The following is a 26814-nucleotide window of genomic DNA, read 5'->3' as shown; positions in this document are numbered from 1 at the left end:
CTGTAACGATAACCACGCCACATAATTAAAAAAATCTGTATATGTTTCGATGTCTTCATAGACATTCATAATTTGTCCGGTTGTACTTTTTACTTCAAAAATTTTGTCCATACCTGTCCTCCCACATATAATACTCATATTTCTTATTTTATTATAACATTATTTGTTATAGTTGCAATGGTGGTGCCTACTATATGCAAGGAATATCTAATCATACTTATCAGGATCTGATTCAGGATCTATCGTTCATCATCAGGAAAACCGAAGATAAGTGCAAATTTCATGTCATCAGAGTTGGAGCATCTACTAACCGTAATATGATCGGCGGCGGAGCGAATGAAGTACAAAATTTCACAGCATCTGCTTATTCTGTATGGTCTGACCGAACCTTCGGACCTTATTGGTTATTCTTTAAATTTTACATCGTCACCAGCCGGTACGCGATCTGCTCGGCGGTCATCATCTGAGCCTCTCTCTGGTGGCACGTAAAGATGATGATCTGCCCAGGGTAGGCCTTTTTCAGCCATTTTAAGGCTGTACGAAGCCGGACTTCATCGTATAATACGAAGCTGTCATCGAAGATCAGCGGCATATAATCGCCCTCCGGCTGGATGAGCCTGGCGGCAGCGAGGCGCAGGGCCAGGTAGATCTGATCCATTGTGCCGCTGGATACCTGCTCGACCGGAACCAGGCGGGTGCGGGTGTTCATGAACACATTCAGGCTTTCATCCACGCTCATGCTGTCGTAGATACCGCCGGTGATGCCGGAGATCAGTTCGGAGGCAGTTTTGTTCAGATAGAGTCCGAAGGAATCCCGGATGGTAGCGGAAAGGCCGGTCATGGTTTCCAGTGCCAGGTCAATGGCGGTGATCTCCTCCCGGATCCGGTCGTTTTCCGCCAGTACCTGCTTTAAGGACTCGGTCTGGTCTTTACAGTGGGCCAGGTGATCCAGCTTTTTCTCCAGCTCCCACTGAGCCTTCTGCTGGCGTGAGATCGCGTCGTCGCAGCTGGTTTCCTTTTCCTGGAGGGCTGTGATCTCAGAAGCCTGTTCGTTGACAGACTGCTCGGAACGCTCTAAAACCTGGCTTAAGCGGATGAATTCCGCCATGCGGCTCTCAAATGCAGCCATGGCTTCCTCGGAAATGGAGGAATCACCCAGATGGCGGGAGAAGATTTCCTGCAGAAGCTTTTCTGTCATGGCAAGCTCCTGCTTTAAGCTGCGGTTTTTCATAAAGAGGATAAGACCGACTGCAAAGAAGAGGACCGTGGCAGCGCTTAAGATGCAGATCAGCCATACTGTGTAGCGGGCCACGCCGGTGGATACAGAGACCAGGGCGCCGGTTACAAAGAAGACCGGCTCAAAGGCCTGGGAGCTTAACACTCCAAGTCCTGCGGCACCGATGGCGGAAAGCACTGCAAGCACCATCATGATCACAGGAAGCACCACGCGTCCTTTGCGGGCTGTGGCGGCAGCCACATCTTTATAATGTGTATAAGCATTCCGGGCGTTTTCCTGATATGCATGGATGGAGGCCTCGTCGGTAAATTGTGCGCCATCCAGAGCCTGTCTGCCCTTTGCGATCTTCTGCAGCAGAGTTTCACGCTCGGCCTGCTTTTCGGAAAGCTGGTTCTTTACCTGGGAACGCAGATTCTGGTAGGTCTGAAGCTGATTCTCGTATTCCGGAGCGGAAATCTCTTTTTCGATATTTTTGATCTCGGTCAGCAGTGCGGTATATGTGCGGGCTGCTTCCGGGGTGAGCTGGCGCTCAAATTCCTTTCTCCGGTTCTTCAAATAGGTGGTGGCCCTGGTAATGTTCAAGGAAAGGTTGCCGGTGGTGTTCATGTTGGCAATATAATTGCGCAGCTCGGTTACCATGCCGCCCTCCGTCACGCATTTGAGCTGGCCGATGCTGATGGTGTTGTTGTAAGCGGTCTCGGTGAGGTCGCCCAGCAGAAAGTCCAGAAAACCCTTGGTAGGCTCTACCTCCTTGCCTGCGGTTTCATTTATGATGAGGAAAGCCTTCTGATCCTTCCGGAAGCTGCGCTCCAGACGGTAAATGACCCCGTCTTTTTCCACCCGCATCTGTCCGCCGTATTCGGCCTTGTTCTGCCACGGTTCATATTTGCTGTAAAGATCCGTGCGGGCCGCCCGGCCGCGTCCACGCTCCAGGCCGAACAGCATGCAGCGGATGAAGGTGTGCAGCGTGGATTTTCCGGCTTCGTTCCTGCCGTAAACCACATTGAGGTCCTTGTCAAAAGAGACGGAAAGGTCATGGAATTTGCCGAATCCGTCAATATGTAAATCCAGTATCCGCATGCTTAGCTCCTCTCATCTGTCGTTCGCAGCAGAGCGTCGATCCCGTAATACAGCGCCTTTTTCTCAACCGGGCTTGGATCATCCTTCTGGAACGCCTGAATGTAAAAACCGATCATATCGCTGGGGTGCTCCGCAAACAGCCGGCAGAAATCGTACTGCGGCTCGGATTCATCTACTGCCTCTACGATCTGCAGGCGACGCTCCAGCGGCTCTAAGTCAAAGGTAATGTCCGGGTCACGCATTCCTCGGATGCGGAAGCGGTAAATGTGCTCCGGTCCGCGCTGCTTCACGGCATCGGTGATGCGGTCGCAGAGCTCCCCGTTGGTGGTGGCCGGTGTGACGTGGACCACCAGAGGAATGTACTGGGTCCGCGCTACCGGAACAAACTCCAGGGAGATGACCTGGCCGGAGGCAGGCTGGATCTCACCCACGACCATGCCGTGGGGACCGGTTTCTGTTTTATCAAGCGGCTCTAAGGAACCCGGATAAGCGTAAGAAAAGTCCGGTGCCAGCTCAGGCTTGTGGATATGGCCAAGTGCCGTATAGGAAAAACCGGTGCGTGCCAGGCTTCCTTTGTCCAGCGGAAGATGAGAAGCATCTCCGCCGTGGGCCAGCAGTACATGGATGTGACCATCGTCCGGAGCCTTAATGCCGTTTAAGCGAGCCTCATTGATCTCTGCGGTGTGATAGGAGAAACCGTGTACCTCCAGGTTTAAGTCCCTGAAATAAACGGAGCTTAATTCCTCCGACATGAGGAAGGTGACATTGGGACACCAGGTAAAGCTCATGAGCGCAGAGCTGGGCCGGATACGGTCATGGTTTCCCGCAATGATCATGACCTGCACGCCGGGAATGGTAGAGAACAGGTAGTTGACCTCTTTTAAGTCCCGCAGGAGCGGCTGGCGGTGAAAAAGATCTCCGGAGATGAAGAGACAGTCCGCGTCCCGCAGTCTGGCCTGGCGGATCACTTCGGCAAAGCTGTCGCGGATGGCCTGGGCGCGCTCACGGCTCCAGGGCCGGTCACTGTCCGGATTCATGCCCCAGTGGACATCGGCAATGTGGATAAATTTCATAAGGCACTCCTTAAAATGCGATGCGGGTATGCCGGCAGTTCGTTCTGCACAGTATACCCGCATAGGTTTTTGCGAATCCGGAACGTGTCAGAGGCACGGTACGGATCGGATTATTTGATTTACAGCTCGCAGTTGCCTACGGTTCTCGGGAACGGGATCACGTCGCGGATGTTGCCCATGCCGGTTAAATACATGACGCAGCGCTCAAAGCCCAGACCGAAGCCGGAGTGGCGCGCAGAACCGTATTTGCGAAGATCCAGATAGAACTGGTAATCCTCCTTCTTTAAGCCGAGCTCGTCCATGCGTGCGGTAAGCTTCTCCAGGTTATCCTCACGCTGGCTTCCGCCGATGATCTCACCAATGCCTGGTACCAGACAGTCGACTGCGGCAACGGTCTTTCCGTCCGGGTTCATCTTCATGTAGAAGGCCTTGATCTCCTTCGGGTAATCGGTAACGAATACCGGCTTTTTGAAGATCTGCTCGGTCAGGAAGCGCTCATGCTCAGTCTGAAGGTCGCAGCCCCAGGATACCTTGTAGTCGAACTGGTCGTTGTGCTCCTCCAGGATCTTAACGGCCTCGGTGTAGGTAACGCGGCCGAACTCGGAGTTCACAACATTGTTGAGGCGGTCTAACAGTCCCTTGTCGATGAAGCTGTTGAAGAAAGCCATCTCCTCCGGAGCATGCTCTAAAACGTAGCGGATGACATATTTTAACATGCCCTCGGCAACCTCCATGTTGTCGTCCAGATCAGCGAAGGCCATCTCCGGCTCGATCATCCAGAATTCGGCAGCGTGGCGGGTCGTGTTGGAATTCTCAGCGCGGAAGGTTGGTCCGAAGGTGTAGATGTTGCGGAATGCCATGGCGTAGGTTTCGCCGTTTAACTGACCGCTTACGGTTAAGTTGGTCGGTTTTGCAAAGAAATCTTTGGTGAAATCAACAGCACCGTCCTCAGTCTTCGGGATGTTGTTTAAATCCATGGTGGTTACCTGGAACATCTCACCGGCACCCTCGCAGTCACTTCCGGTGATGAGCGGAGTGTGAACATAAACGAAATCACGCTCCTGGAAATACTGATGGATTGCGTATGCGATCAGGGAACGTACGCGGAATACAGCCTGGAAGGTGTTGGTGCGCGGACGCAGATGTGTGATGGTACGCAGATATTCCAGGGTGTGGCGCTTTTTCTGCAGCGGGTAATCCGGAGCAGACGGACCCTCTACAGCAACCTCTACAGCCTGGATCTCAAACGGCTGTTTTGCATCCGGGGTAGCAACCAGGGTACCCTTTACGATGATGGCAGCGCCTACGTTTAATTTGCTGATCTCGGCAAAGTTTGCCATGTTGTCATGATAAACGACCTGAAGGGTCTCAAAATAGGTTCCGTCGCTGACTACGATAAAGCCAAAGGCCTTGGAAGCACGCACGCTGCGCACCCAGCCGCCGACAGAAACCTCTTTATCCAGGTAAGCTTCCCGGTTTTTATACAGTTCTCTTACAGTAACTAAATCCATAATACTTCTCCTTTGATCTGCATTCTTTTCAATCTTTTAACAGAATATATTATTATTTGCATACTTAAACAAGATTATACTTCATTTTATAAGGTGATTCAAGAAAAATATCGAAATACGCGTATTTTCGGCTCTATCCGGAAACGGCAGTACAAAATCGGATAAATTGTGTTACCCAATTCTCAATATACCATATATTGACAAATGCAAAAAATACGCAAAAAGTGTCGGAAAATGTACAAAAATTATTGAAAATAATACAATTATTTGTTCACTTTCTCTGAAATGCGTGGTATAATAATAGGCACAAGAAAACTACAGCGAGGTGATAACGTGATTAAAAAGGAAATGATTGCCATGCTTTTGGCAGGGGGACAGGGCAGCCGCCTTGGAGTATTAACACAAAAAGTCGCAAAACCGGCAGTATCGTTTGGCGGCAAATACAGAATTATCGATTTTCCGCTCAGCAACTGTATCAATTCTGGCGTTGACACAGTTGGCGTTTTAACACAGTATCAGCCATTACGTCTGAACAGTCACATCGGAATTGGCATTCCGTGGGATTTGGACCGTAATGTCGGAGGAGTTACCATTCTTCCGCCGTACGAGCGGAGCAAGGGCAGTGACTGGTATACCGGTACCGCGAACGCCATTTATCAGAACCTGGAGTACATGGAAAGCTACAATCCGGACTACGTTCTGATCCTTTCCGGCGACCACATCTATAAGATGGATTATGAGGTTATGCTGGAATATCACAAAGCAAACAACGCAGATGTCACCATCGCATGTATGCCGGTTCCGATCGAAGAGGCAAGCCGCTTCGGTATCGTGATCACCGATGAGAATAACCGTATCACCGAGTTTGAGGAGAAGCCGGCAAATCCGCGCAGCAACCTGGCTTCCATGGGAATCTACATATTCAGCTGGAAGGCGCTGAAGGAAGCGCTCATTGCCATGTCGGAAGAGCCTGGCTGTGACTTTGGTAAGCATGTCATTCCGTACTGCCATGAGAAGCAGGAACGTATCTTTGCCTACGAGTACAACGGCTACTGGAAGGATGTCGGAACCCTCGGCTCCTACTGGGAGGCAAACATGGAGCTCATCGATATCATTCCGGAGTTCAACCTTTACGAGGAATACTGGAAGATTTATACCAAGAGCGATATCATCCCGCCACAGTATGTGGCAGCAGATGCAGTCATCGACCGGAGCATCATCGGTGAGGGTACCGAGGTGCATGGAACCATTACCAATTCGGTCATTGGCGCGGGCGTTACCATTGAGCCGGGAGCAGAGGTACACGATTCCATCATCATGCGCGACTGCCATATCAAAGCAGGCGCAAAAGTAAACAAAGCGATCGTGGCAGAAGATACCACAGTGGGCGAGGGCTCCGAGCTTGGTGTGGGCGAGTACGCACCGAGCAAATACGACCCGAAGGTTTACCAGTTCGACCTGGTTACCATTGGTGAGCACAGCGTGATCCCGGATCATGTAAAAATTGGTAAGAATACCGCAATTTCCGGCGTCACCACTCCGGAGGACTATACCGACGGAGCACTGGCAAGCGGAGACTACATTATAAAGGCAGGTGGCGTACGATGAAAGCGATTGGTATTGTATTAGCAGGCGGAAACAGTAAGAGAATGCGGGAATTATCCAACAAGCGCGCGATTTCCGCAATGCCGGTTGCAGGCAGCTACCGCAGCATTGACTTTGCGCTCAGCAACATGAGCAACTCCCATATCCAGAACGTGGCGGTGTTTACCCAGTACAACTCCCGTTCCTTAAACGAGCATTTAAGCTCCTCCAAGTGGTGGGATTTCGGAAGAAAACAGGGCGGACTTTATGTATTCACTCCAACCATCACCGCAGAGAACAGTGACTGGTACCGCGGCACCGCAGATGCCCTTTATCAGAATCTCACCTTTTTAAAGAACAGCCATGAGCCTTATGTGGTCATTGCTGCCGGCGACGGTATCTACAAGCTGGACTACAACAAGGTTCTGGAATATCACATTGAAAAGAAGGCAGACATTACCGTAGTCTGCAAGGATATGCCGGAGACAGAGGATATCACCCGCTTTGGCCAGGTGAAGTTAAACGATGACGGCCGCATCATCGACTTCGACGAGAAGCCTATGGTTTCCACCTCCAGCACCATTTCCTGCGGTATTTATGTGATCCGCAGACGCCAGCTGATCGAGCTCATTGAGCGCTGCGCGGCAGAAGACCGCGTAGACTTTGTCCGCGATATCCTGGTGCGTTACAAAAACTTAAAACGTATCTATGCATACAAGCTGAATTCCTACTGGAGCAATATCGCTTCTGTAGAGTCCTACTACAAGACCAATATGGACTTCTTAAAGCCGGAGGTACGCAACTATTTCTTCAAGGAATATCCGGATGTATACTCCAAGGTGGATGACCTTCCGCCGGCAAAATACAATCCGGGCGCACTGGTGAAGAACAGCCTGATTTCCAGCGGATCTATCATCAACGGAACCGTAGAAAACTCCATTCTCTTCAAGAAAGCATATGTTGGAAACAACTGCGTGATCAAGAATTCCATCATCCTGAACGATGTTTATATTGGCGACAACACTGTTATCGAGAACTGCATCGTAGAGAGCCGCGATACCATCCGTGCCAACACGACCTATATCGGTACGCCGGATGATATTAAGATTGTTATCGAGAAAAACGAGCGCTATACCCTGTAATGGGCCCGGCAGGACAGCCGGCAGGGCGGCATCGTTTCGACATCATGAAAACAGACAGAGCTGACCGGGACAGGCCTTCGGGCTTTTTCCGGACAGCTTCATCAAAACGGGGGAGGGGTTCCACATGCAGATAACAGATGTGAGAGTGAGGAAAATCGAAAAAGAAGGGAAAATGAAAGCAATCGTTTCCATTACCATAGATAACGAATTTGTTGTCCATGATATCAAAGTCATTGAAGGTGAGAAGGGATTGTTCATCGCTATGCCGAGCCGCAAGGCAGCAGATGGCGAGTACCGTGATATCGCACATCCGATCAATTCGGGAACCCGCGATATGATCCAGTCTGTGATCCTTGAAAAGTACGCGACAGCGGCACTGGAGGAGCAGCAGGAAGAGCTGGCATAAATAACGTCTGCAAATAACGCACAAATATATAAAAAGTCAGAAAGGCACTCGCGGGATATCGTCTCTGCGGGTGCTTTTTTTGTATGATAGGAAATTACGTCCCCAAGTCACATTCTTTTTCACCCGAAAAAATACCAATTTTGCCGAAGTTTGACCGATTGGGGCGAAGTACTTGCATCCGGTACTTTTACTTGCTATAGTGAGTAGAAAGGGAGGCGTGCGTTATGAAAAAGGAAAAAGTGCATGATAATGCAATAAAAAATATAACGGAAACAGGAGCTTTAAAAATGGGGGAAATAACAGAAGCAAAACGGGAAGAAGTATCCGGAAAGAACTTTCAGAATGATCCGAATGTCATTTACATACAGATGCTTGGAGGATTCAGCATGACCTATCAGGGACAGCCGCTTCTTCTGGGAAAGAGTCTCAGCAGTAAGATGCTGCATCTTTTGATGCTTCTCATCTACAGCCGCGGAGAGGGCATCCGGAGAACCCGGCTGCTGGAGCAGCTCTACGGGGACAGCGACATAGAGCAGGCGGCCAATTCCCTGCGTGCCATGATCTTCCGGCTGAGAAAAAGCCTGGTGACAGCCGGCCTTCCCGATGGCGAGTATATTTCCACCAAAGGCGGCATATACATGTGGGCAGCGGAGCATGTAGATGTGGAGCTTGATGTAGAGGTGTTCCAGAAGCAGGTCATGGCAGCACTGGAAGAAAAAGAACCTTTGAAAGAGGTAGAGCTCCTGGAGGAGGCATGCAGGATCTATAAAGGCGAATTTCTTCCGTTGATGATCGCGGATGACTGGGTGGCAGCTGCGAACTGGAAGTATCAGGAGCTTTACTTTAAGGTGCTGAGAGAGCTGAGCAGGCTTTTGAAAAAGCAGAACCGCTATGCAGAGCTGCTTCCGTATTGTGAGCAGGCACTCAGCCGCTATCCCTACGAGGAATGGCAGCTGGTCAAGCTGGAGTGTCTGACGGCCATGAAGGAATATAAGCTGGCTGTGGAGTATTATGAGCAGATCGCCAAGGAATCCCAGCAGGAATACGGCATCCGCATGTCGGAGGAGATGATGGAGCATTACCGGGCAATCCGCAATATGATCCAGTACGAGATGAATAATATAGAAGAAATCCAGCAGCACCTGAGACCGGATCCCAATGTGTTCGGTGCAACCCGGTGCGATTACCTGACCTTCATCGATATTTACCGGTATATCGTCTGGGTGCTGGGACGGGAAGATACCAGGGCCCATCTGGTGCTCTTTACCCTGCTTGACCGGGACGGCGAGCCTCTGGAATCCTCCGAGCAGCTGGAGGAGGTACGGCAGAGACTGGAACGCTCCATTATCCGTTCGGTGCGCAGATCAGATCTGTACACCCGCTACGGCAAAAATCAGTTCCTGGTGCTGGTCACCAGCACAGACCAGGACGGCTGTAAGATCGCGGCAGACCGTGTATGCAGGAACTTCCGGGCGGTGAACCGGCGCCGGAAAATTGATGTATATTACGCATGCAGACCGGCACTGGCAGTGAGTGGAGACAGCCTGAAAAGAAATATGGGGAAGAACGTCAAGGAGCTGGAAATTGCGGAAGGATCAGAAAAAATTAAGGAAAAATATGGAAAATAACAGTTCTTGTAACGCTTAAAAGAGTATACTGAAGATGACAATGAAACAGTTGTCTGAAAAACGTTATCCTTACATTTAGATAGCAAAAAATAAAGGGAAAAGGAGAGAGAAGTATGAAGGGACTCGAAGCGAAAACACTGGGCCTGAGAAAAGTCATCAGGCACGAGTATAAACGCATCGTGGCGTTTATGCTGACGGTAGCCATGGTTGTGACCAACTTTGGCACCAACCTGACCGTGGCGTTCGCGGCAGGCGAAGAAGAAAGCTCTCTGTTCCTGCTTAACAGCAGCGAACTTGAGGATGCGATCAGCGCAGCTCTGGAAAGTGGAGATGTGTTCGATTTTTCATCCCTGGAGCTGAAAGCAAAACAAAAGAGCCTTAAGACTTCCTATGAAAAGCTGATAGGAAGCAAGGCCGGAAAGGTGTATCAGCTCGATGTAGATATCGACAGCAGTTATGCAACAGAGCATACAGATCTGCAGGTATTCTACAACGCAGGTACCGACGATGTGGTATTCCTGTTCATCAACGAGAGCGACATGGCAGTAACCTTCCGCGCAAACGTAAGCGGATATGAAACTGCACGTGTCACCGTAAATCCGAACACCACCAACATCGAAGATGCAGAGGGTGTGGAGAACGCGGAAGACTACAGCGGCACCACCATGGTGGACGATGAAAAGAAGCCGCAGGCAGAGGTTGTAAAGCCGGAAGGCGAAACCTCTGAATCCGAGAGCGCTTCTGACGAAACCGAAGCAGACGTAACCGAGAGCGAGAACGCTTCCGAGAACGGCGAGGCAGAGGAGACCACCGGCGCAGAGGAAGCTGCTGAGACAGAAACCTCCGAAGCAGCCGAGACCGAAGCAGAGACTGAGCCGGAAACCGAGACAGAGGCACCGGCAGCAGAAGAGGCTGAGGAAGAAATTGAGCTTACTCCGGAAGAGGGAAGCGCAAGCGCATCCATCTCCGCAAAGAAGGTATTCCGTGTAAGCACCAGCGCAGAAGCAGCAGTGGAAGCTCCGGCAGCAGACGCTGAGGAAGAGACCGAAGCAGAGGAGCCGGAAAAAGAAACAGAGGCTCTTGTAGAGACCACCGCAGAAGAAACCGTTGCTGATGACAGCACGGAGGAAACCATTGCAGACGAGACTCAGGCAGACGAGACCACCGCAGCCGATGAGACAGACGGCGAGCTCACCGAAGAGACTGAGGCTCCGACCGAAGACGTTACCGCTCCGGATGAAACAACCGGAGAACAGCCGGCAGGCAACGGCGGCAGCGAGAATATTGGTTTTGACAACGACGAGCAGTTCCTGGAGGATGACTCCATTGAACTGGCAGGCGAGCTGAATGGTAAGGCATACAATACCGTAACCATCTGGGGCAGCGCAAACGCAAGAGCGTATGTGGTAAAGGCCGAGGACCTGACAGGTGAGGCAGCAGTAGAGGGCCAGTACAGCGTAGATTACTCCGTAGATCCGGTAGGCGCAGCAACGATCAAAGGCGCACACACCGTAAACGAAGGCGAGACCCTGTACTTTGCAGTAGACCCGCAGGTAGGCTACGAGATCACCGAAGTAACCGCCAACGGCGAACCTCTTGAAGAGGCAGACGCAGCAGATGTGGCAAGCGCATCCGATCTGGAGCAGCATGAGCATGTCTATGCAGTAGAAGCCGTTACCGAAGATCTGGAGATCGTGGCCAGCCTGGAAGAAACCGTGGGCGTGGCACATCCGGAATTCAGCGCATCCTATGTGAGCAGCGAAGGCGTGACCATCAGCCTGCACGCAGAGGAAGGCATTCTTCCGGAAGGCACCGAGCTTTCCGTAACCGAAGTAACCGACGCTCTGGGCGATACCATCAAAGAGAAGATGGACAGCGAGGCCGAGGGCACAACCGTTCACAGCGTATTAGCATACGATATCAATCTCCTTTATAATGGGAAGAAACTCAGCAACAGCTGGTCCGAGAGCGGCTATGTAGACGTAACCTTCACCGGTGCTCCGATCCAGGAAATGACCGAGGCTTCCGATAAGGTCGAGATCGTAGCAGTAGACGATACCAGCAAGACCCAGCTGAGCGCAGAAAATGCAGCAGAGGCTGAGGCAGGCGAGCTGAAGCTTGAGACTGTCAGCGAGCAGAACGTAGAGGATGCGGCTGTAGAGGAAGTTGGATTCAAGGCAGAGCACTTTACGATTTATGCGGTGGCAGCGTCGAGTGGTGTTATGGCAGCTTCTATTGAAGGCTATAATGCTACTATGAAGATTGGTGAGACACAGAGGCTTAGAAGTGACGAGGGCGGGTATTCTGCAAGCTGGTCATCTTCGAATACGAGCGTTTTGACGGTGACCGGAAGCGGATGGACTGCTATGGTAACAGCGGTTGGAGTCGGAACAGCGACGATTACTCATTATAACACTATTTATGGGTGGAAACAGGATTATGACACGGCGACAATTACCGTTACCGCAGATCCAATCACCGGAGTGACCTTGACCGGTGACAACAAAGTAAAATTATTTGGACAGGTTCAATTAAACGCAAATCTTCAGCCGACCACCGGTTCCGCAACACTTACTTGGGAGTCTTCAGACGAAAGTATTCTGACTGTAGATGAAACCGGTATGGTAACCGGAAGAAAGCTTGGAACTGCAACAATCACGGTATGGGCCGTAGATCATGCAGGACATCGATTTAGTGCAGCGAAAGAGATTACAGTAATCCAGGCAACTACAACAGAAGATGCACAGTTTTATTATTTAACTACTCCGACAGCTGACCCAAAATCAAATGATTCGTCGGTATGGGGACGCAACATTGGTACAGGTAAGATTGTGGTTACCAATGGTACCTGGGAAAATAATAAAAATATGCTGGATAGCGTTTCCAGTCGTGTAGTAAAATGGCCGAATGGAACAACCGGCAGCAGTTTGGAAATTACGCAGACAGGAACCTATGCATCTGACTGGAATACGATTTTTGAGGCATATAAGGCAGAAATAGAACGAAAGCATGGAAAAACAATCACAGAAGATGATATCGAATCTATCAAGCTTAAGCCTTATAAAATTTCCAGGAACAATGGCACAAATCCGGATAAGCATGTAGATTGTACGGTTGAAATCAAAGTAAAAGACGTTTATACAGCGAATTACTGGCTTTGGAATGCCGGACAGACCGGATATGAATACGCAGAGGCTGGTTCTTATTATAAAAATGAGCAGACGAGCCCGACCGCAAGTAAGTATCCGAATACAAAGACCGTAAATGGAGTAACGTATACCTTCCTGGGATGGTATGATAATGAAGCGTTATCAGGTGAGGCTGTTACATTCCCGTATACCATCACAGATCATAATGTAAATTTCTATGCAAAGTATGTAGCTGGATATTATGTAGATTATGATTTGAATGGCGGTACCTGGGGAAGTGCTCAGACAAAATGGTTTAAGAATGTGGGCTCTACGGTAGTTGTTGTAGCCACAGAACCGGAAAAGACAGGTTATGACTTTACAGGCTGGACTTATTCCGAAGATGGAAGCAGGACATATCATGCAGGCGATAGTTTTGTAATGCCGGAAAAGAATGTAAAGCTTACGGCAAACTGGACTCCGCAGCAGAAGTCCTACACGGTAAATTATCTTCTGAATGGCACATCTGAGAAGGTACAGGATCCGACTACAAAGACAAGTACCTGGGGAACCGAGGTTACAGAAAATGCACCGGATATTTCCGGATATACGCATGTAGCTAAAGACCCGGCAACCAAGAAGCATATCGTTGGTACCGGTACGGATGAGATTAATTTCTACTATTATAAGAATGTGACGCTGCAGGCAGACAGTGCGACATACACTTATGATGGTACAGTAAAGAGCGTATCTGGTTATACCAGAACCGATACCAATACAGGAGTTACGATTACTGGAGTAACAGCAGGCGCATCTGGTACAGATGCTGGAGAGTACGATGCAGTATTTGCTGGTGAGCCAGTAGGCAAACTGATTGATGAACAGCATATTGTTGCAGCAGCACTTCCGGGAAAATTAATCATTAATCCGATTAATGACTTGGTAACGGTAACGATTGTTGGTAATAAAGAGTCTAAGATGTATAACGGAAGTGAGCAGACCACGACCGGATATACTGTAACAAATATTGAGGGCGGAAACGGAAAGTACACTGCTGCGAATGTGGCACTTGTAACACCTGGCAGCGATACCGCGACAGGTACTGATGCAAGGGCAATTCCTTATCCGATGAGACTTACTCCGGAATCTTTCCATAATATCAACAGCAACTTTACTAATGTACAGTTTCGTGTAACCGATGGTGAACTGACCATCACGAAACGTAATGTAGTTCTGACAAGTGCTGCAGCTTCCAAGTCTTATGACGGAACACCGCTGACGAATTCAGAGGTTACGGTAACCGGTGATGGGTTCGCAGACGGAGAAGGTGCAGACTATCATGTAACCGGAAGCCAGACAGTAGTTGGATCTAGCGACAATACATTTGCTGAACCGGCATACACACTTCATGATAACACCAAAGCAGGGAACTACAACATTACTACTGAGGAAGGAATATTAATCGTTACTGCGAATGACAGCGAAGTAGTCGTTACCATTAGGGAACACGGTGACACAGTAACATACGACGGAACAGCGCATACGGTGAGCGGATATGATGTAGTATCTATCAGCAACAACCTGTATCATGAAAATGATTTCACCTTTGTTGGTGATACTGCGCATCAGACAGTATCCGGAACCAATGCCGGAACGTATAATATGGCATTGTCAGCGACTGATTTTAGAAATGACAATGCGAACTTTAGTAGGGTTACCTTCGTAATTCAGGACAATACCCTGGAAATTGGCAAGAAGCTTCTGAAACTGACCAGCCCATCCGCTAATAAGATTTATGACGGTAAGGCACTGACAGCAACCAATCTGACGATCGATGGTCTGGTAGCTGCAGATGCTGACAAGCTTACTTACAAGGTAACTGGTACTCAGACAGAAGTTGGCACGTCTACCAACACATTTAATTTCACACTGGATCCTTCTGTAATAAACAACTACGACGTACAGACCACGATGGGAGAACTGAAAGTTACTCCGGTTACCAATGAAATTGTTGTAAAGATCACTGGTAATAAGACCAACGAGAAATATGACGGTATTGCGAAAACGGCAGAGGGCTATACTTACGTTGTAGAATGTGCAGGTGCAGATGCAAGTAGCCTGTATTCTGCTGCAGACTTTACATTCAGCGGAAATGCTAAGGTGACGGAGAAAAACGCCGGTGAATATCCGATGGGACTGGATGCAAGCCAGTTTACAAACAAGGATAATAACACCTTCCAGAAAGTAAGTTTTGTACTTGTTTCTGATGGTGAGTTAACGATTACAAAGAGAAACGTTACCCTGACCAGTGCAGATGATGAAAAGGTTTATGATGGAACAGCATTAACCAATAGCATTGTGACGGTAAGCGGTGATGGATTTGTAACGAATGAAGCACCGAGCTATGATGTAACCGGAACCATAACGAATGTTGGTGAAGTAGACAATACATTTACCTATGAATTTGCAAACGGAGTAAATGCAGGTAACTATGAGATTACACCAGTCTATGGCAAACTGAAGGTGACTCCAGTTACTAAAGCTGTGACCGTTACCATCAAAGAAAACAGTGGCACTGAAAAATACGATGGTACAGAGAAAACAGTAACGGGTTATACCGTAGAGAGCATCAGCAATCCACTATATACGGTCAACGATTTCACCTTTAGTGGAAGCGCAGAGGTTAAGGGCACGAATGCCGGAACATACGGTATGAATCTGAGCCCATCTGACTTTACAAATACGAATACCTCTAACTTCCCGAATGTAACATTCGTTGTAGAGGATGGACAGTTAGTAATTCAGAAACGCAGCGTAACCCTGACAAGTGGAAGTGATTCCAAAGCTTACGATGGAACAGCATTAAAGAAAGAAACCGTTGAGGTAACGGGTGATGGATTCGCAGAAAACGAGGGTGCAGACTACAGTAATTTTGCGAGCCGGACTGAGGTTGGTGAAACGGATAATACCTTTACCTATACGCTGAAGAGCAATACCAGCAAGGACAACTATGAGATCAGCGTAGTGGAAGGCAAGCTGACAATTACAGCAACTGCAGATGAAGTTGTAGTAACCATTAAGGAAAACAGTGGTACAAAAACTTACGATGGAACGGAGAAAACCGTAACCGGTTATACTGTTCAGTCTATCAGCAGTAAGCTGTATACGGAAAAAGACTTCACTTTTAGCGGAACCGCAGAGGTTAAGGGAACTAATGCCGGAAGCTATGACATGGAACTGACCCCTGCTGATTTCCAGAATACGAATAAGAACTTCACGAAAGTAACGTTTGAGATTGTAGATGGCAAGCTTACCATTAAAAAACGTGAAGTAATTCTGACCAGTGATTCTGCAAGCAAGGATTATGACGGTACTCCGCTGACAGCAAAAAATGTGATCGTAAGTGGTGATGGTTTTGCAAATGGCGAAGGCGCAACCTACGATGTATATGGTTCTCAGACTGAAAGCGGAAGCAGTAAAAACCATTTCCGTTACAGCCTGACTCAGGGAACCAACACAGATAACTATAAATTTACAGAAGACCTGGGAGACCTGACCGTTCGTGCGATTGAAACTCCGGTAGTTGTAACCATTCGTGGTAAGCATGCTGAGGCAACTTACGACGCAACGGAAAAATCTGTAACGGGTTATACCGCCACAGCTGATAATACAAATTATCCGCTGAATGATTCTTCCATCAAGTTTATCGGCGATGCAACGATCAAAGGAACTGATGCAGATACATATAAAGGTACACTTGACGCGGCTCAGTTTGAAAATATCAACAAGAACTTTAAGGATGTAACCTTTAAGGTGGTAGATCCTGGTGAACTGGTAATTAAACCGGTTGAGATTACTCTGACCAGTGCAGATGCTGAAAAGGTTTACGATGGAACTGAGTTAACCAACAACAAAGTGACCGTAACGGCGGGAGCATTTGTAGGAAGCGATGGAGCAACTTACAATGTTACTGGCAGTCAGCTGAACAAAGGTACAAGTAAGAACACGTTCACCTATCAGTTGAACGAGGGCACAAAGAGTACCAACTATGCGATCACCAAAGTTTATGGAAATCTGACTGTTAATCCGGTAACGGATATAGTTACCGTAACCATTACAGGACATAGTCGCACAGAGAAATATGATGGCGAAGAGTATACCGTAAGCGGTTATGAGATAGCTGCCGATAACTCGCTTTATAAAACTTCCAATGTTCAGTTTAATGGAGCGAAAGATTCTGCAACCGGTAAAGATGCTGGTTCTTATACAACAGAATTAAACGCAGCAGATTTTGTGAATACCAACGAAAACTTTGCAAGCGTAACCTTTGTAATCCAGAATGATATTGTGCTGACAGTTCAGAAACGTGCAGTGACTCTGACCAGTGCAAATGACAGCAAGGTATATGATGGAACACCGCTGACCAACAGCGAGATAACCGTTGGTGGAGATGGATTTGCAAACGGTGAGGGCGCAACGTACGAGGTAACTGGTACACAGACAACTGCCGGAACCAGTGATAATACCTTTAATTACATTTTAAACGCCGGAACCAATGCAGATAACTATGAGATCAGTAAGCATGAAGGTAAGTTGATTGTAACTGCTACGAAAGATGAAGTAGTCGTAACTATCACAGAACAGAGCGGAAGCTTCTTGTACAATGGTACGGAGCATACAGTAGCTGGTTACACAGTAACAAATATCAGTAATCCTCTCTATCACGAAGCAGATTTTACGTTTACAGGCAATGCAGAGGTGAAGGCAACCGATGCTGGCATTTACAATATGGAATTGAAAGAAGCTGATTTCCATAACAGAAATGCAAGCTTTGAAAAAGTAAAATTCGTGATTGTGGATGGTAACTTGACCATTGAAAAGCGTAAAGTGACGCTGGCCAGTGCAAATGCAAGCAAGGTGTATGACGGTGAAGCATTAACAGCGCAGACCGTAACCGTAACTGCCGGAGATGGCTTTGCAGAAGGCGAAGGTGCAACCTACAAAGTAACCGGAAGCCAGACAAAGGTTGGTACGAGTGAAAATACATTCACCTACAATCTGAATGGAAATACCAAGCCTGAAAACTACGACATTGAACTAGTCTATGGCAAACTGGAAGTTACTCCGGTAACTGAAAAGATTACCGTTACTATCAAGGGTCACACTGAAACCGTTAAGTACGACGGAGATGAGCATAGCGTAACTGGTTATGATGTAACGATTCCGGCAGGCAGCCTGTATACGGAAAAGGATATTACTTTCAGCGGCAAGGCAGAGGCGAAGGGAACGGATGCTGACACTTACAATATGGGTCTGAAAGCGGAGAACTTCGCAAACAGCAATGGCAACTTTGCCAATGTAGAGTTTGTAGTGAAAGAAGACGGTAAGCTGACGATCACAAAACGTGATGTTACCCTGACCAGTGCAGATGCTGAAAAGGTTTATGATGGAACCGCATTGACCAATGACACTGTAACGGTAAGTGGCGATGGATTCGTAAAGAATGACGGCGCAACTTACGATGTAACCGGAACCATTACCAATGTTGGTACGAAACCGAATACCTTTACCTACACCCTGAATGAGGGAACAAAGGCAGACAACTACAACATCACACCGCAGGAAGGTAGCTTAGAGATAAAACCGATCGCTGATGAAGTAGTTGTGACCATTACAGAGCATAGCAATTCTGCCAAGTATGACGGCCAGGAACACAAAGCGGAGGGTTATGATGTCACCGAAATCAGCAATGGCCTGTATCATGAAAGTGACTTCAGCTTCACCGGAGATGCGTCCCATAAGATTGTGACCGGAATCGATGCTGATACTTACCATATGGGTCTGGAGTCAACGGACTTTACCAACAACAGCAGCAACTTTAAAAACGTTCGATTCGTGATTGTAGATGGAACCTTAACCATCACGAAACGAAATGTAACATTGACAAGTGCAACTGACAGTAAGACCTATGATGGAACACCGCTGACCAACAGCAATGTAACCGTTGGTGGAGATGAATTTGCAAACGGTGAAGGCGCAACGTACGAGGTAACTGGTACACAGACAACTGCAGGAACCAGTGATAATACCTTTACTTACACGCTGAAGGATGGCACCAAGGAAAAGAACTACGAGATTACCAAGAACGCCGGGACATTGACCGTATCTCCGAGTGCAGATGAAATTATCGTAACCATTACCGGTCATACAGGTAGCAAGACCTACGATGGAGCAGAAATGACGGTAACCGGTTATGATGTTTCCATCAGCAACCCGGCCTATACAGAAGGCGATTTCAGCTTCAATGGAAATGGCACACTGTCTAAGACCGATGCCGGAACCTACTCAATGGGGCTGAAGGCAAGTGATTTTGCGAATACCAACGGAAACTACAGCAATGTAATCTTCAACGTAACCGATGGTTCTCTGGAGATTGCAAAGAGACAGGTAACCTTGACCAGTGCAACCGATCGGAAGACCTATGACGGAGCTGCATTAACCAATGATTCCGTAGCAGTATCCGAAGATGGATTTGCAGATGGCGAAGGTGCAACCTACAAGGTGACCGGAAGCCAGACCAATGCTGGAAATAGTGCGAACACCTTTACTTATTCGCTGAATGATGGTACCAAGGCAGAGAACTACGAGATTAAAAAAGTAGAGGGAACCTTAACGGTAGATCCGAGAGAAATCACCATTACTGCAGATGAAGCATCCAAGTATGTTGGTGAGGCTGATCCGGAAGACTATATCTCTACTCCTGGTGTTGTGACGAGAATTATGAGATGGATCCGTCCGGCAGCTGCTTTTGCCGCAACCGTAACAAGCGGTGAAGTAGTAGCGGGTGATAGGCTTGCTTTCAAGGTAACCAGACCGGGTGCTGGCACTGATGAGGCAAGAGGTACTTACAACGATGCAGTCAAATTCATCGTTGAGGAGACTGACGCAGCAGCAAATGCAAACTATAAGATTACCTGGATCCCGGCAGACTTCCATATCTATGAAGATGGACTGAAAGTTGAAAAGACTGTCAAGGCTCCGACCGCTCCGAAGACTGTATTCGAGCTTGGCGATGTGATGGAATTTAACATCAAGGTAACCAACACTGGTAATACGGATCTGAAAGACGTAATTGTAAAAGACGAGTTAGACGGTGCAACCATTGTTGCCAATACAGGTGAGTATACTGTGAATGCAGACGGAACCGCAACCATCGCTGTATTAACAGCAGGTGCTTCGGTTGATGTGAAAGCAACTTACACAGTAAAAGCAGCAGATCTTGGCAACACAAGCTTTACAAACAAAGCAACCGCAACAGCAAAGACCGAGAACCCGAAGAAACCGGATGGCAAGGTAACTGGAGAAGATGAGACCGATCCGATCGCCATTGATTCCAGAACCACGGGTGGCGGCAACAGCGGTGGCGGTGGTGGCGGAAGTTCTTCCGGCCCGCGTGACAACGGTGGATCTTCCTCCGGCGGCCCGGGAACAACAACCGTAACCATTGACCCGGATGCAGTTCCGTTAGCAAACCTGCCGAACGAAGATGGAGCAGACAATCTGCTTATGATCGACGATGAGGATGTGCCGTTAGCAGCACTTCCGAAGACCGGCCAGAGCGGAACAAACGGACTGGTATTCTTCCTGTCCAGCATGATGCTTGCAGCATTTGTGGCAGTGACCAAGAAACGCGAAGACGATAAGTAATGGAATCGTTTTCAACCATAAGAATTACAGAGAAAGCGCCGGGAGCGAAATGCTCCCGGCGCTTTTCTGGTATCTAAAAGTTTGTCGGGCCGTTCTCATTGCAATACATTCCGAATTTTGCTATTCTATATTTATAAAAAACCATGTTTACAGGAAGCAGCATAGGAAGGATAAAATGATGTATTTAATTGCAGGACTTGGGAATCCCACACGGGAATATGATAAAACGAGACATAACGTTGGCTTTTCGGTGATTGATGTGCTGGCGGACAGATATAATATTGATGTGAGCGACCGCAAGCACAAGGCGCTGTGCGGCAGGGGCGTGATCGAGGGGGAGAAGGTGCTTCTTTTAAAGCCTCAGACCTTCATGAACTTAAGCGGCGAGAGCATCCGCGAGGCGGTGGATTATTATAAGATTGACCCGGAGGACATCATTGTCATTTACGATGATATCAGTCTGGAGCCGGGACAGCTGCGCATCCGGTTAAAGGGAAGCGCCGGCGGGCATAATGGAATCAAGAACATCATTGCGCACCTGGGCACCCAGGAGTTTCCGCGCATCAAGGTGGGCGTGGGCGCGAAGCCGCCGAAGATGGATCTGGCAGATTATGTGCTGAGCCGTTTCGGAGCAGAGGAGCAGAAGATCATGGATGAGGCGTTTGGCGAGGCGGCTGAGGCTGCGGTCATGATGATGACAACCGGAGCGGAGCGTGCCATGAATCATTATAATGCCAAAAAGAAAGCGGAGTAGGTATCATGAGCAGAGTATTTGCAAATCCACTTACGGAGCTGGCGGAGTTTGAACAACTTCAGGAGTGTCTGAAAAAGAAGAAAGGGCCGGTGCAGGTCAGCGGCTGTCTGGATTCCCAGAAGGTGCATCTGATGCAGGAAACCGTGGCAGACCGGCCGTGGAAGCTTGTGGTAACATATGATGATGCCAGGGCACGGGAGATTTACGATGATTTCGGCTGCTTCCGGGACAATGTCTGGCTGTATCCGGCGAAGGATCTGCTGTTTTACAGTGCGGATATCCACGGCAATCTGCTCACCAGGGAGCGGCTGCAGGTTCTGCGCCATCTGATGGAGGACGAAAACGGTGTCGTGGTGACCACCATGGATGGCCTGATGGACCATCTGCTTCCGCTGCGCTGCATGCAGGAGCAGGTGCTTCATCTGGAAACCGGACAGGAGCTGGACCTGGAAGCCTGGAAGCTCCGTCTGGCTGAGCTTGGCTATGAGCGTATGCCGCAGGTGGACGGTATGGGGCAGTTTTCCGTGCGGGGCGGCATTCTGGACATCTATCCGTTGACGGAGGAGCTCCCGGTGCGTATTGAGCTTTGGGACACCGAGGTGGATTCCATCCGTACCTTTGACCTGGAGAGCCAGCGCTCCATTGAGCAGCTGGATGAGATTGACATTTATCCGGCCACCGAGATCGTGCTGACAAAGAAGCAGGCGAGGGAAGGCATTGAGCGGATCCGCAGTGAGGCAAAGGCCTTTGCGGAGAAGCTGAGAGCACAGCAGAATACCGAGGAAGCATACCGCATCAGCGGGATTGTAAAGGAACTGACGGAGGGCATCGAGGAGGGCTGGAAACAGACCGGACTGGATGCCTGGATTTCGTATTTTAATAAAGAAACCGTTTCGTTTCTGGATTACTTTGATCCGGAGCGGAGCATGATCTTTCTGGATGAGCCGCTGCGCCTGAAGGAACAGGGCGAGGCGGTGGAACTGGAGTTCCGGGAGAGTATGGAGCACCGGCTTGAGAAGGGCTATCTGCTTCCCGGACAGACCGGACTGCTGTACCCGGTGCGGGAGATCCTGGCCAGGGCACAGCGGAAGGATACGGTGTATCTGACCGGCCTGGAGCAGAAGCTTCCGGGCATGACGACGGAGAAGCGTTTTTTCTTTGATGTCAGGAACATGAATTCTTATCAGAACAGCTTTGAGATGCTGATCAAAGACCTGACAGGCTGGAAGAAGGACGGATACCGGGTGATCCTCTTATCTGGTTCCCGCACCCGTGCCAGCCGCCTGGCGGAAGATCTGCGGGAGTACGGTCTGAGCGCCTTTTGTACGGACGATGAGAGCCGGGAGGTGCAGCCGGGAGAGATCCTGGTTGCCTTCGGTAATCTGCACCGGGGCTTTGCCTATCCGCAGATCAAATTTGCGGTCATCACGGAAGGTGATATGTTCGGCAAAGAGAAGAAAAAGCGCAGGCGTAAGAAGACTTCCTATGAGGGAAGGAAGATCCAGAGCTTTTCCGAGCTGTCGGTGGGGGACTACGTGGTGCATGAGGACCACGGACTTGGCATTTACCGCGGGATTGAGAAGATTGAGCGGGACGGCGTTATCAAGGATTACCTGAAGGTGGAGTACGCGGACAACGGAAGTCTTTACCTTCCGGCCACCCGTCTGGACGGCATTCAGAAGTATGCGGGCTCTGACGTGAAGGCACCGAAGCTGAACAGGCTGGGCGGTGAGCAGTGGAACCGGACCAAGGCGAAGGTGAAGACTGCGGTGAAAGAGATCGCGAAGGATCTGGTGCAGCTCTATGCGGCGCGCCGGGAGCTGGGCGGCTACCAGTACGGGGAAGATACCGTATGGCAGCAGGAGTTTGAAGAATTGTTCCCCTACGATGAAACGGAGGATCAGATCACCGCGATTGAGGATACCAAGCGGGACATGGAAAGCCGCCGGATCATGGACCGGCTGATCTGCGGTGACGTGGGCTACGGCAAGACGGAGATTGCGCTGAGGGCAGCGTTTAAGGCGGTGCAGGAGAGTAAGCAGGTGGTCTACCTGGTGCCGACCACCATTCTGGCGCAGCAGCATTACAATACCTTTGTACAGCGCATGAAGGACTTTCCGGTGCGGATTGAGCTGATGTCAAGGTTCCGCACACCGGGGCAGATCAAAAAGACGATCGAAGATCTGAAGAAGGGTCAGGTGGATATTGTCATCGGTACGCACCGGGTTCTTTCGAAGGATGTGAAATTCAAAGATCTGGGGCTCCTGATCATTGATGAGGAGCAGCGCTTCGGTGTGGCCCACAAGGAAAAGATCAAGCAGATGAAGGAAAACGTGGATGTGCTGACTCTGACGGCAACACCGATCCCGCGGACCCTTCATATGAGTCTGGTAGGCATCCGCGATATGAGCGTGCTGGAGGAGCCGCCGGTGGACCGTGTCCCAATCCAGACCTATGTCATGGAGCACAACGATGAGATGGTCCGTGAGGCGGTGAACCGCGAGCTGGCCCGGGGCGGTCAGGTTTACTATGTATACAACCGCGTGAAGGATATTGAGGAGGTTGCGCACCATGTGCAGGAGCTGGTACCGGATGCTACGGTGGTGTACGCCCACGGGCAGATGCCGGAGCACAGGCTGGAGCAGATTCTGCTGGATTTTGTGAATGGTGACATTGATGTGCTGGTATCCACCACCATCATTGAGACGGGGCTGGATATCCCCAATGCCAATACCATGATCATTCAGGATGCGGACCGCATGGGACTTTCCCAGCTGTATCAGCTGCGGGGCCGTGTGGGCCGTTCCAGCCGTACCTCGTATGCGTTTCTGATGTATAAGCGCGACAAGCTTTTAAAGGAAGAGGCAGAGAAGCGTCTGCAGGCCATCCGTGAGTTTACGGAGCTGGGCTCTGGCGTCAAGATTGCCATGCGGGATCTGGAGATCCGCGGTGCGGGAAACGTACTGGGTGCAGAGCAGCACGGGCATATGGAAGCGGTCGGCTATGATCTTTACTGTAAGCTGTTAAATCAGGCGGTGCAGGCTATCCAGGGCCGCCGGGATGAGACGGAGGATTTTGCGTCCACCGTGGAGTGCGATGTGGATGCCTATATCCCGGTTTCCTACATTAAGAATGAGTATCAGAAGCTGGATGTATATAAGCGCATTTCCGGCATTGAGAATGAGGAAGAATACCTGGATATGCAGGATGAGCTGATGGACCGCTTTGGCGATATTCCGAAAGCAGTGGCGAATCTTTTGCAGGTAGCGCTTTTAAAGGCCATGGCTCACAGAGCCTATGTGACGGAGGTGCGCATCAACCGTCAGGAGATTCGCCTGACCATGTATCCGAATGCAAAGCTGAACACAGCCGGCATTCCGGAGCTGGTTGCTTCCTACGGAGATGAACTCCGGTTTGTGATGGCAGAGCAGCCGTATTTTCTGTATGTGGACCGCAGAAACAGACAGAAGGACTGCCAGGCCATGATGGAGCTTGCCCGGACGATCCTGGGACAGATCATTCAGCTCGGTGAATAGTTCGGGACAGCTCCGGTGCATAAATTTTGAAGCCCTCCGCATACTATCCATAAGACACACGATATGGAAATTATGCAGGAGGAGCATTATGAAAGCTACAGGAATTGTGAGAAGGATCGATGATCTTGGACGTGTCGTGATTCCGAAGGAGATACGAAGAACGCTGAGACTGCGGGAGGGTACTCCGCTGGAAATCTTTACAGACCGGGAGGGAGAGATCATCCTGAAAAAATATTCTCCCATGGTTGAGCTGGCGGCATTTGCCACTCAGTATGCGGAGTCCATGGCGCAGTCTACCGGCATGCTGGTCTGCATCACGGACCGTGACCAGGTGATCGCTGTTTCCGGCGGACCGAAGCGGGACATGCTGCAGAAGATGATCAGCAGGCAGCTGGAGCAGGTGATCCATGAGCGGGAAGCTGTGGTGGCTGAGAAGGATACAAGAGAATTTATTCCGGTCGCAGGTGAGGAGATGGACGGCGTGGTGGCAGAGGTGATCGTGCCGATCATCTGCGAGGGAGATCCCATTGGGGCGGTGGCGCTCTTAAGCCGGGACCCGAAAGCCAGACTGGGCGAAGCGGAGCTTCGGCTGGTTTCCACTGCGGCCGGATTTCTGGGGCGGCAGATGGAAGGATAGTAAGGAGGAAAAACAATGCAGAATCAGAAAAAAGCAGGCCAGGCAGAAGACTGGGAACTGTCAGAGGAGTACTATAGAGAAGATACCGGGAAAAAGGAGCTTCGGCTGGAAGACTTCCTGGAGGAGGAACCGGCAGAGGCAGACCGGGAGGGACTGGCTGGCGCAGACGGACTTAAGGAGCAGCTGGAGACAATGGCAGACCGGGTGAAGCAGATCCGGGAGCTTTCGGCGGGCGGGCACCCGGCCGATCAGATTGCTGCCATGCTTGGTATGGATGGACAGCAGATCAGGGATATCCTGGTGTGCATGCAGTCCTTCCCGGAAGATGATCCGCTGGCGGTAGCACGTCTGATTGTTCTTGGATAGGGAATTTTTTATCACATTTTTATTACATTTTTCGAAAGCTGCTGTTCAAACCGGCGGCTTTCGTATATAATGATACCTGCTTTATGTTTTACAGGAGGAAATCAATCATGATAAAAATGGGAAAAAGAGCACTGCTTGTAGCAGCAGGCTGCATGGTGCTTTTATGCGGATGCACCAAGAGCAACATCGTTCAGCCGGATGCCAATGAAGCGGAATCACCGGATTTTAACATTTATAACAACATCGAGCTGGATATGGACCAGTTCCGCGATGAGGTGGATGAGATCTGTCTGGATGAAAATGATTATCCGATGGCAGATTCCATCGATTTTACGATCGATGAGGACAAGTCCCTGATCGATGTGACCATTGTGGTGAAGGACGGTACCAGCGGGGAAGACGCCGCAGAGTATGCAGATGCCGTGCTTAAGAGCATCAACGATGAGGCAGCGGTTCAGGATTACAATTACGGAGAGTCCGGTGCGGACACCTTCGGCGGATTTTTCCAGGACCGTGAGACGCACTTAAAGATTTATGAGAAGAGTGCTTATGAAGCTAAGGGTGAGCCGATGTACGAGACCGATATTCCGGCAGATACCTACATGACCTTTGATATTCAGAAATAAACAGGGAAAACAAAAACAGCGGATGCACGCCACTAGGCGCGTCCGCTGTTTTTGTTTTTTGTCTGCTCTTAACGCATCTTATCCATCTGTCCGTCTTCACTGACATGATAATTGTCAACCCAGGAATCGGTGACCATCTGTCCGTCTTCACCGAAGAAATACCAGTCGCCCTTATAGCGGAGCCAGTAAGAGGTTTTGCGGTTGCCTTTATCGTCGAGATAGTAGGTACCGTCCTTTAGTTCCAGGAGCCCGGTGGCCTTGGTGCCGTCGTCCTTAATATATTGATATTGATCTTCTGCGGTTTTGTGCCACTCACCTGCCATGGCAGGGAATGCGCTCATCAGAAAACACAGGATGGTTAAGATGAGGGTGAGTCCTGCTTTTTTCTTCATAGTGATC

14 protein-coding genes are annotated in these 26814 nt (G+C 49.5%); 10 read left to right on the top strand and 4 right to left on the bottom strand.

Going from position 1 to position 26814, the window contains the following annotated elements; all coding sequences use genetic code 11:
- Positions 1-418 precede the first annotated feature (418 nt).
- The 3 genes from ACMP1L_RS10215 to asnS form a co-directional block, all read right to left on the bottom strand.
- Complete coding sequence (locus ACMP1L_RS10215; RefSeq protein WP_418452950.1) at positions 419-2317, bottom strand: ATP-binding protein; 1899 nt, start codon at positions 2315-2317, stop codon at positions 419-421.
- 2 nt (positions 2318-2319) lie between these two features.
- Complete coding sequence (locus ACMP1L_RS10210) at positions 2320-3390, bottom strand: metallophosphoesterase family protein (RefSeq protein WP_118733607.1); 1071 nt, start codon at positions 3388-3390, stop codon at positions 2320-2322.
- Between the two features lie 119 nt (positions 3391-3509).
- Positions 3510-4901, bottom strand: coding sequence for an asparagine--tRNA ligase (gene asnS, locus ACMP1L_RS10205; protein ID WP_118733608.1), 1392 nt, complete (start codon positions 4899-4901; stop codon positions 3510-3512).
- Positions 4902-5234: 333 nt separating this feature from the next.
- Here asnS and ACMP1L_RS10200 point away from each other — a divergent pair, with 333 nt between their 5' ends.
- The 10 genes from ACMP1L_RS10200 (at position 5235) to ACMP1L_RS10155 (ending at position 26415) form a co-directional block, all read left to right on the top strand.
- Positions 5235-6509, top strand: coding sequence for a glucose-1-phosphate adenylyltransferase (locus tag ACMP1L_RS10200; protein ID WP_118733609.1), 1275 nt, complete (start codon positions 5235-5237; stop codon positions 6507-6509).
- Positions 6506-7627, top strand: coding sequence for a glucose-1-phosphate adenylyltransferase subunit GlgD (gene glgD, locus ACMP1L_RS10195; RefSeq protein WP_118733610.1), 1122 nt, complete (start codon positions 6506-6508; stop codon positions 7625-7627). Before ACMP1L_RS10200 ends, glgD begins: the two co-directional genes overlap by 4 nt.
- A gap of 124 nt (positions 7628-7751) precedes the next feature.
- Positions 7752-8033, top strand: a complete 282-nt coding sequence (gene spoVG, locus ACMP1L_RS10190; RefSeq protein WP_118733611.1) for a septation regulator SpoVG — start codon at positions 7752-7754, stop codon at positions 8031-8033.
- A 287-nt stretch (positions 8034-8320) separates the two neighbouring features.
- Positions 8321-9661 carry an AfsR/SARP family transcriptional regulator gene (locus tag ACMP1L_RS10185; protein WP_418452949.1) on the top strand — a complete coding sequence of 447 codons (1341 nt, stop codon included), beginning with the start codon at positions 8321-8323 and terminating at the stop codon, positions 9659-9661.
- Positions 9662-9774: 113 nt separating this feature from the next.
- Positions 9775-20496, top strand: coding sequence for a doubled motif LPXTG anchor domain-containing protein (locus ACMP1L_RS10180; RefSeq protein ID WP_418452948.1), 10722 nt, complete (start codon positions 9775-9777; stop codon positions 20494-20496).
- Positions 20497-20674: 178 nt separating this feature from the next.
- Positions 20675-21250, top strand: a complete 576-nt coding sequence (pth, locus tag ACMP1L_RS10175) for an aminoacyl-tRNA hydrolase (protein WP_418452951.1) — start codon at positions 20675-20677, stop codon at positions 21248-21250.
- 5 nt (positions 21251-21255) lie between these two features.
- Positions 21256-24786 carry a transcription-repair coupling factor gene (mfd, locus tag ACMP1L_RS10170; RefSeq protein ID WP_418452947.1) on the top strand — a complete coding sequence of 1177 codons (3531 nt, stop codon included), beginning with the start codon at positions 21256-21258 and terminating at the stop codon, positions 24784-24786.
- Positions 24787-24874: 88 nt separating this feature from the next.
- Positions 24875-25423: a stage V sporulation protein T gene (gene spoVT / locus ACMP1L_RS10165; RefSeq protein ID WP_118733618.1), complete on the top strand. Its 549-nt coding sequence runs from the start codon at positions 24875-24877 to the stop codon at positions 25421-25423.
- A gap of 15 nt (positions 25424-25438) precedes the next feature.
- A complete protein-coding gene (locus ACMP1L_RS10160) occupies positions 25439-25789 on the top strand; it encodes a hypothetical protein (RefSeq protein WP_418452946.1) in 351 nt (116 codons plus the stop codon).
- Positions 25790-25896: 107 nt separating this feature from the next.
- The gene (locus ACMP1L_RS10155; protein ID WP_418452945.1) at positions 25897-26415 is read left to right on the top strand and encodes a hypothetical protein; all 519 of its coding nucleotides are present in this window, start codon (positions 25897-25899) and stop codon (positions 26413-26415) included.
- A 68-nt stretch (positions 26416-26483) separates the two neighbouring features.
- Here the strand turns inward: ACMP1L_RS10155 and ACMP1L_RS10150 are convergent, their stop codons facing one another.
- Positions 26484-26807 carry a hypothetical protein gene (locus tag ACMP1L_RS10150; RefSeq protein ID WP_182432651.1) on the bottom strand — a complete coding sequence of 108 codons (324 nt, stop codon included), beginning with the start codon at positions 26805-26807 and terminating at the stop codon, positions 26484-26486.
- Between the last annotated feature and the right edge of the window lie 7 nt (positions 26808-26814).

The sequence above is a fragment of the Ventrimonas sp. genome (assembly GCF_048380235.1).
In the GTDB taxonomy this organism is placed as follows: domain Bacteria; phylum Bacillota; class Clostridia; order Lachnospirales; family Lachnospiraceae; genus Brotaphodocola.
The sequence above is the reverse complement of the archived record's forward strand: the minus strand, read 5'-3'. Positions and strand labels throughout refer to the sequence as shown.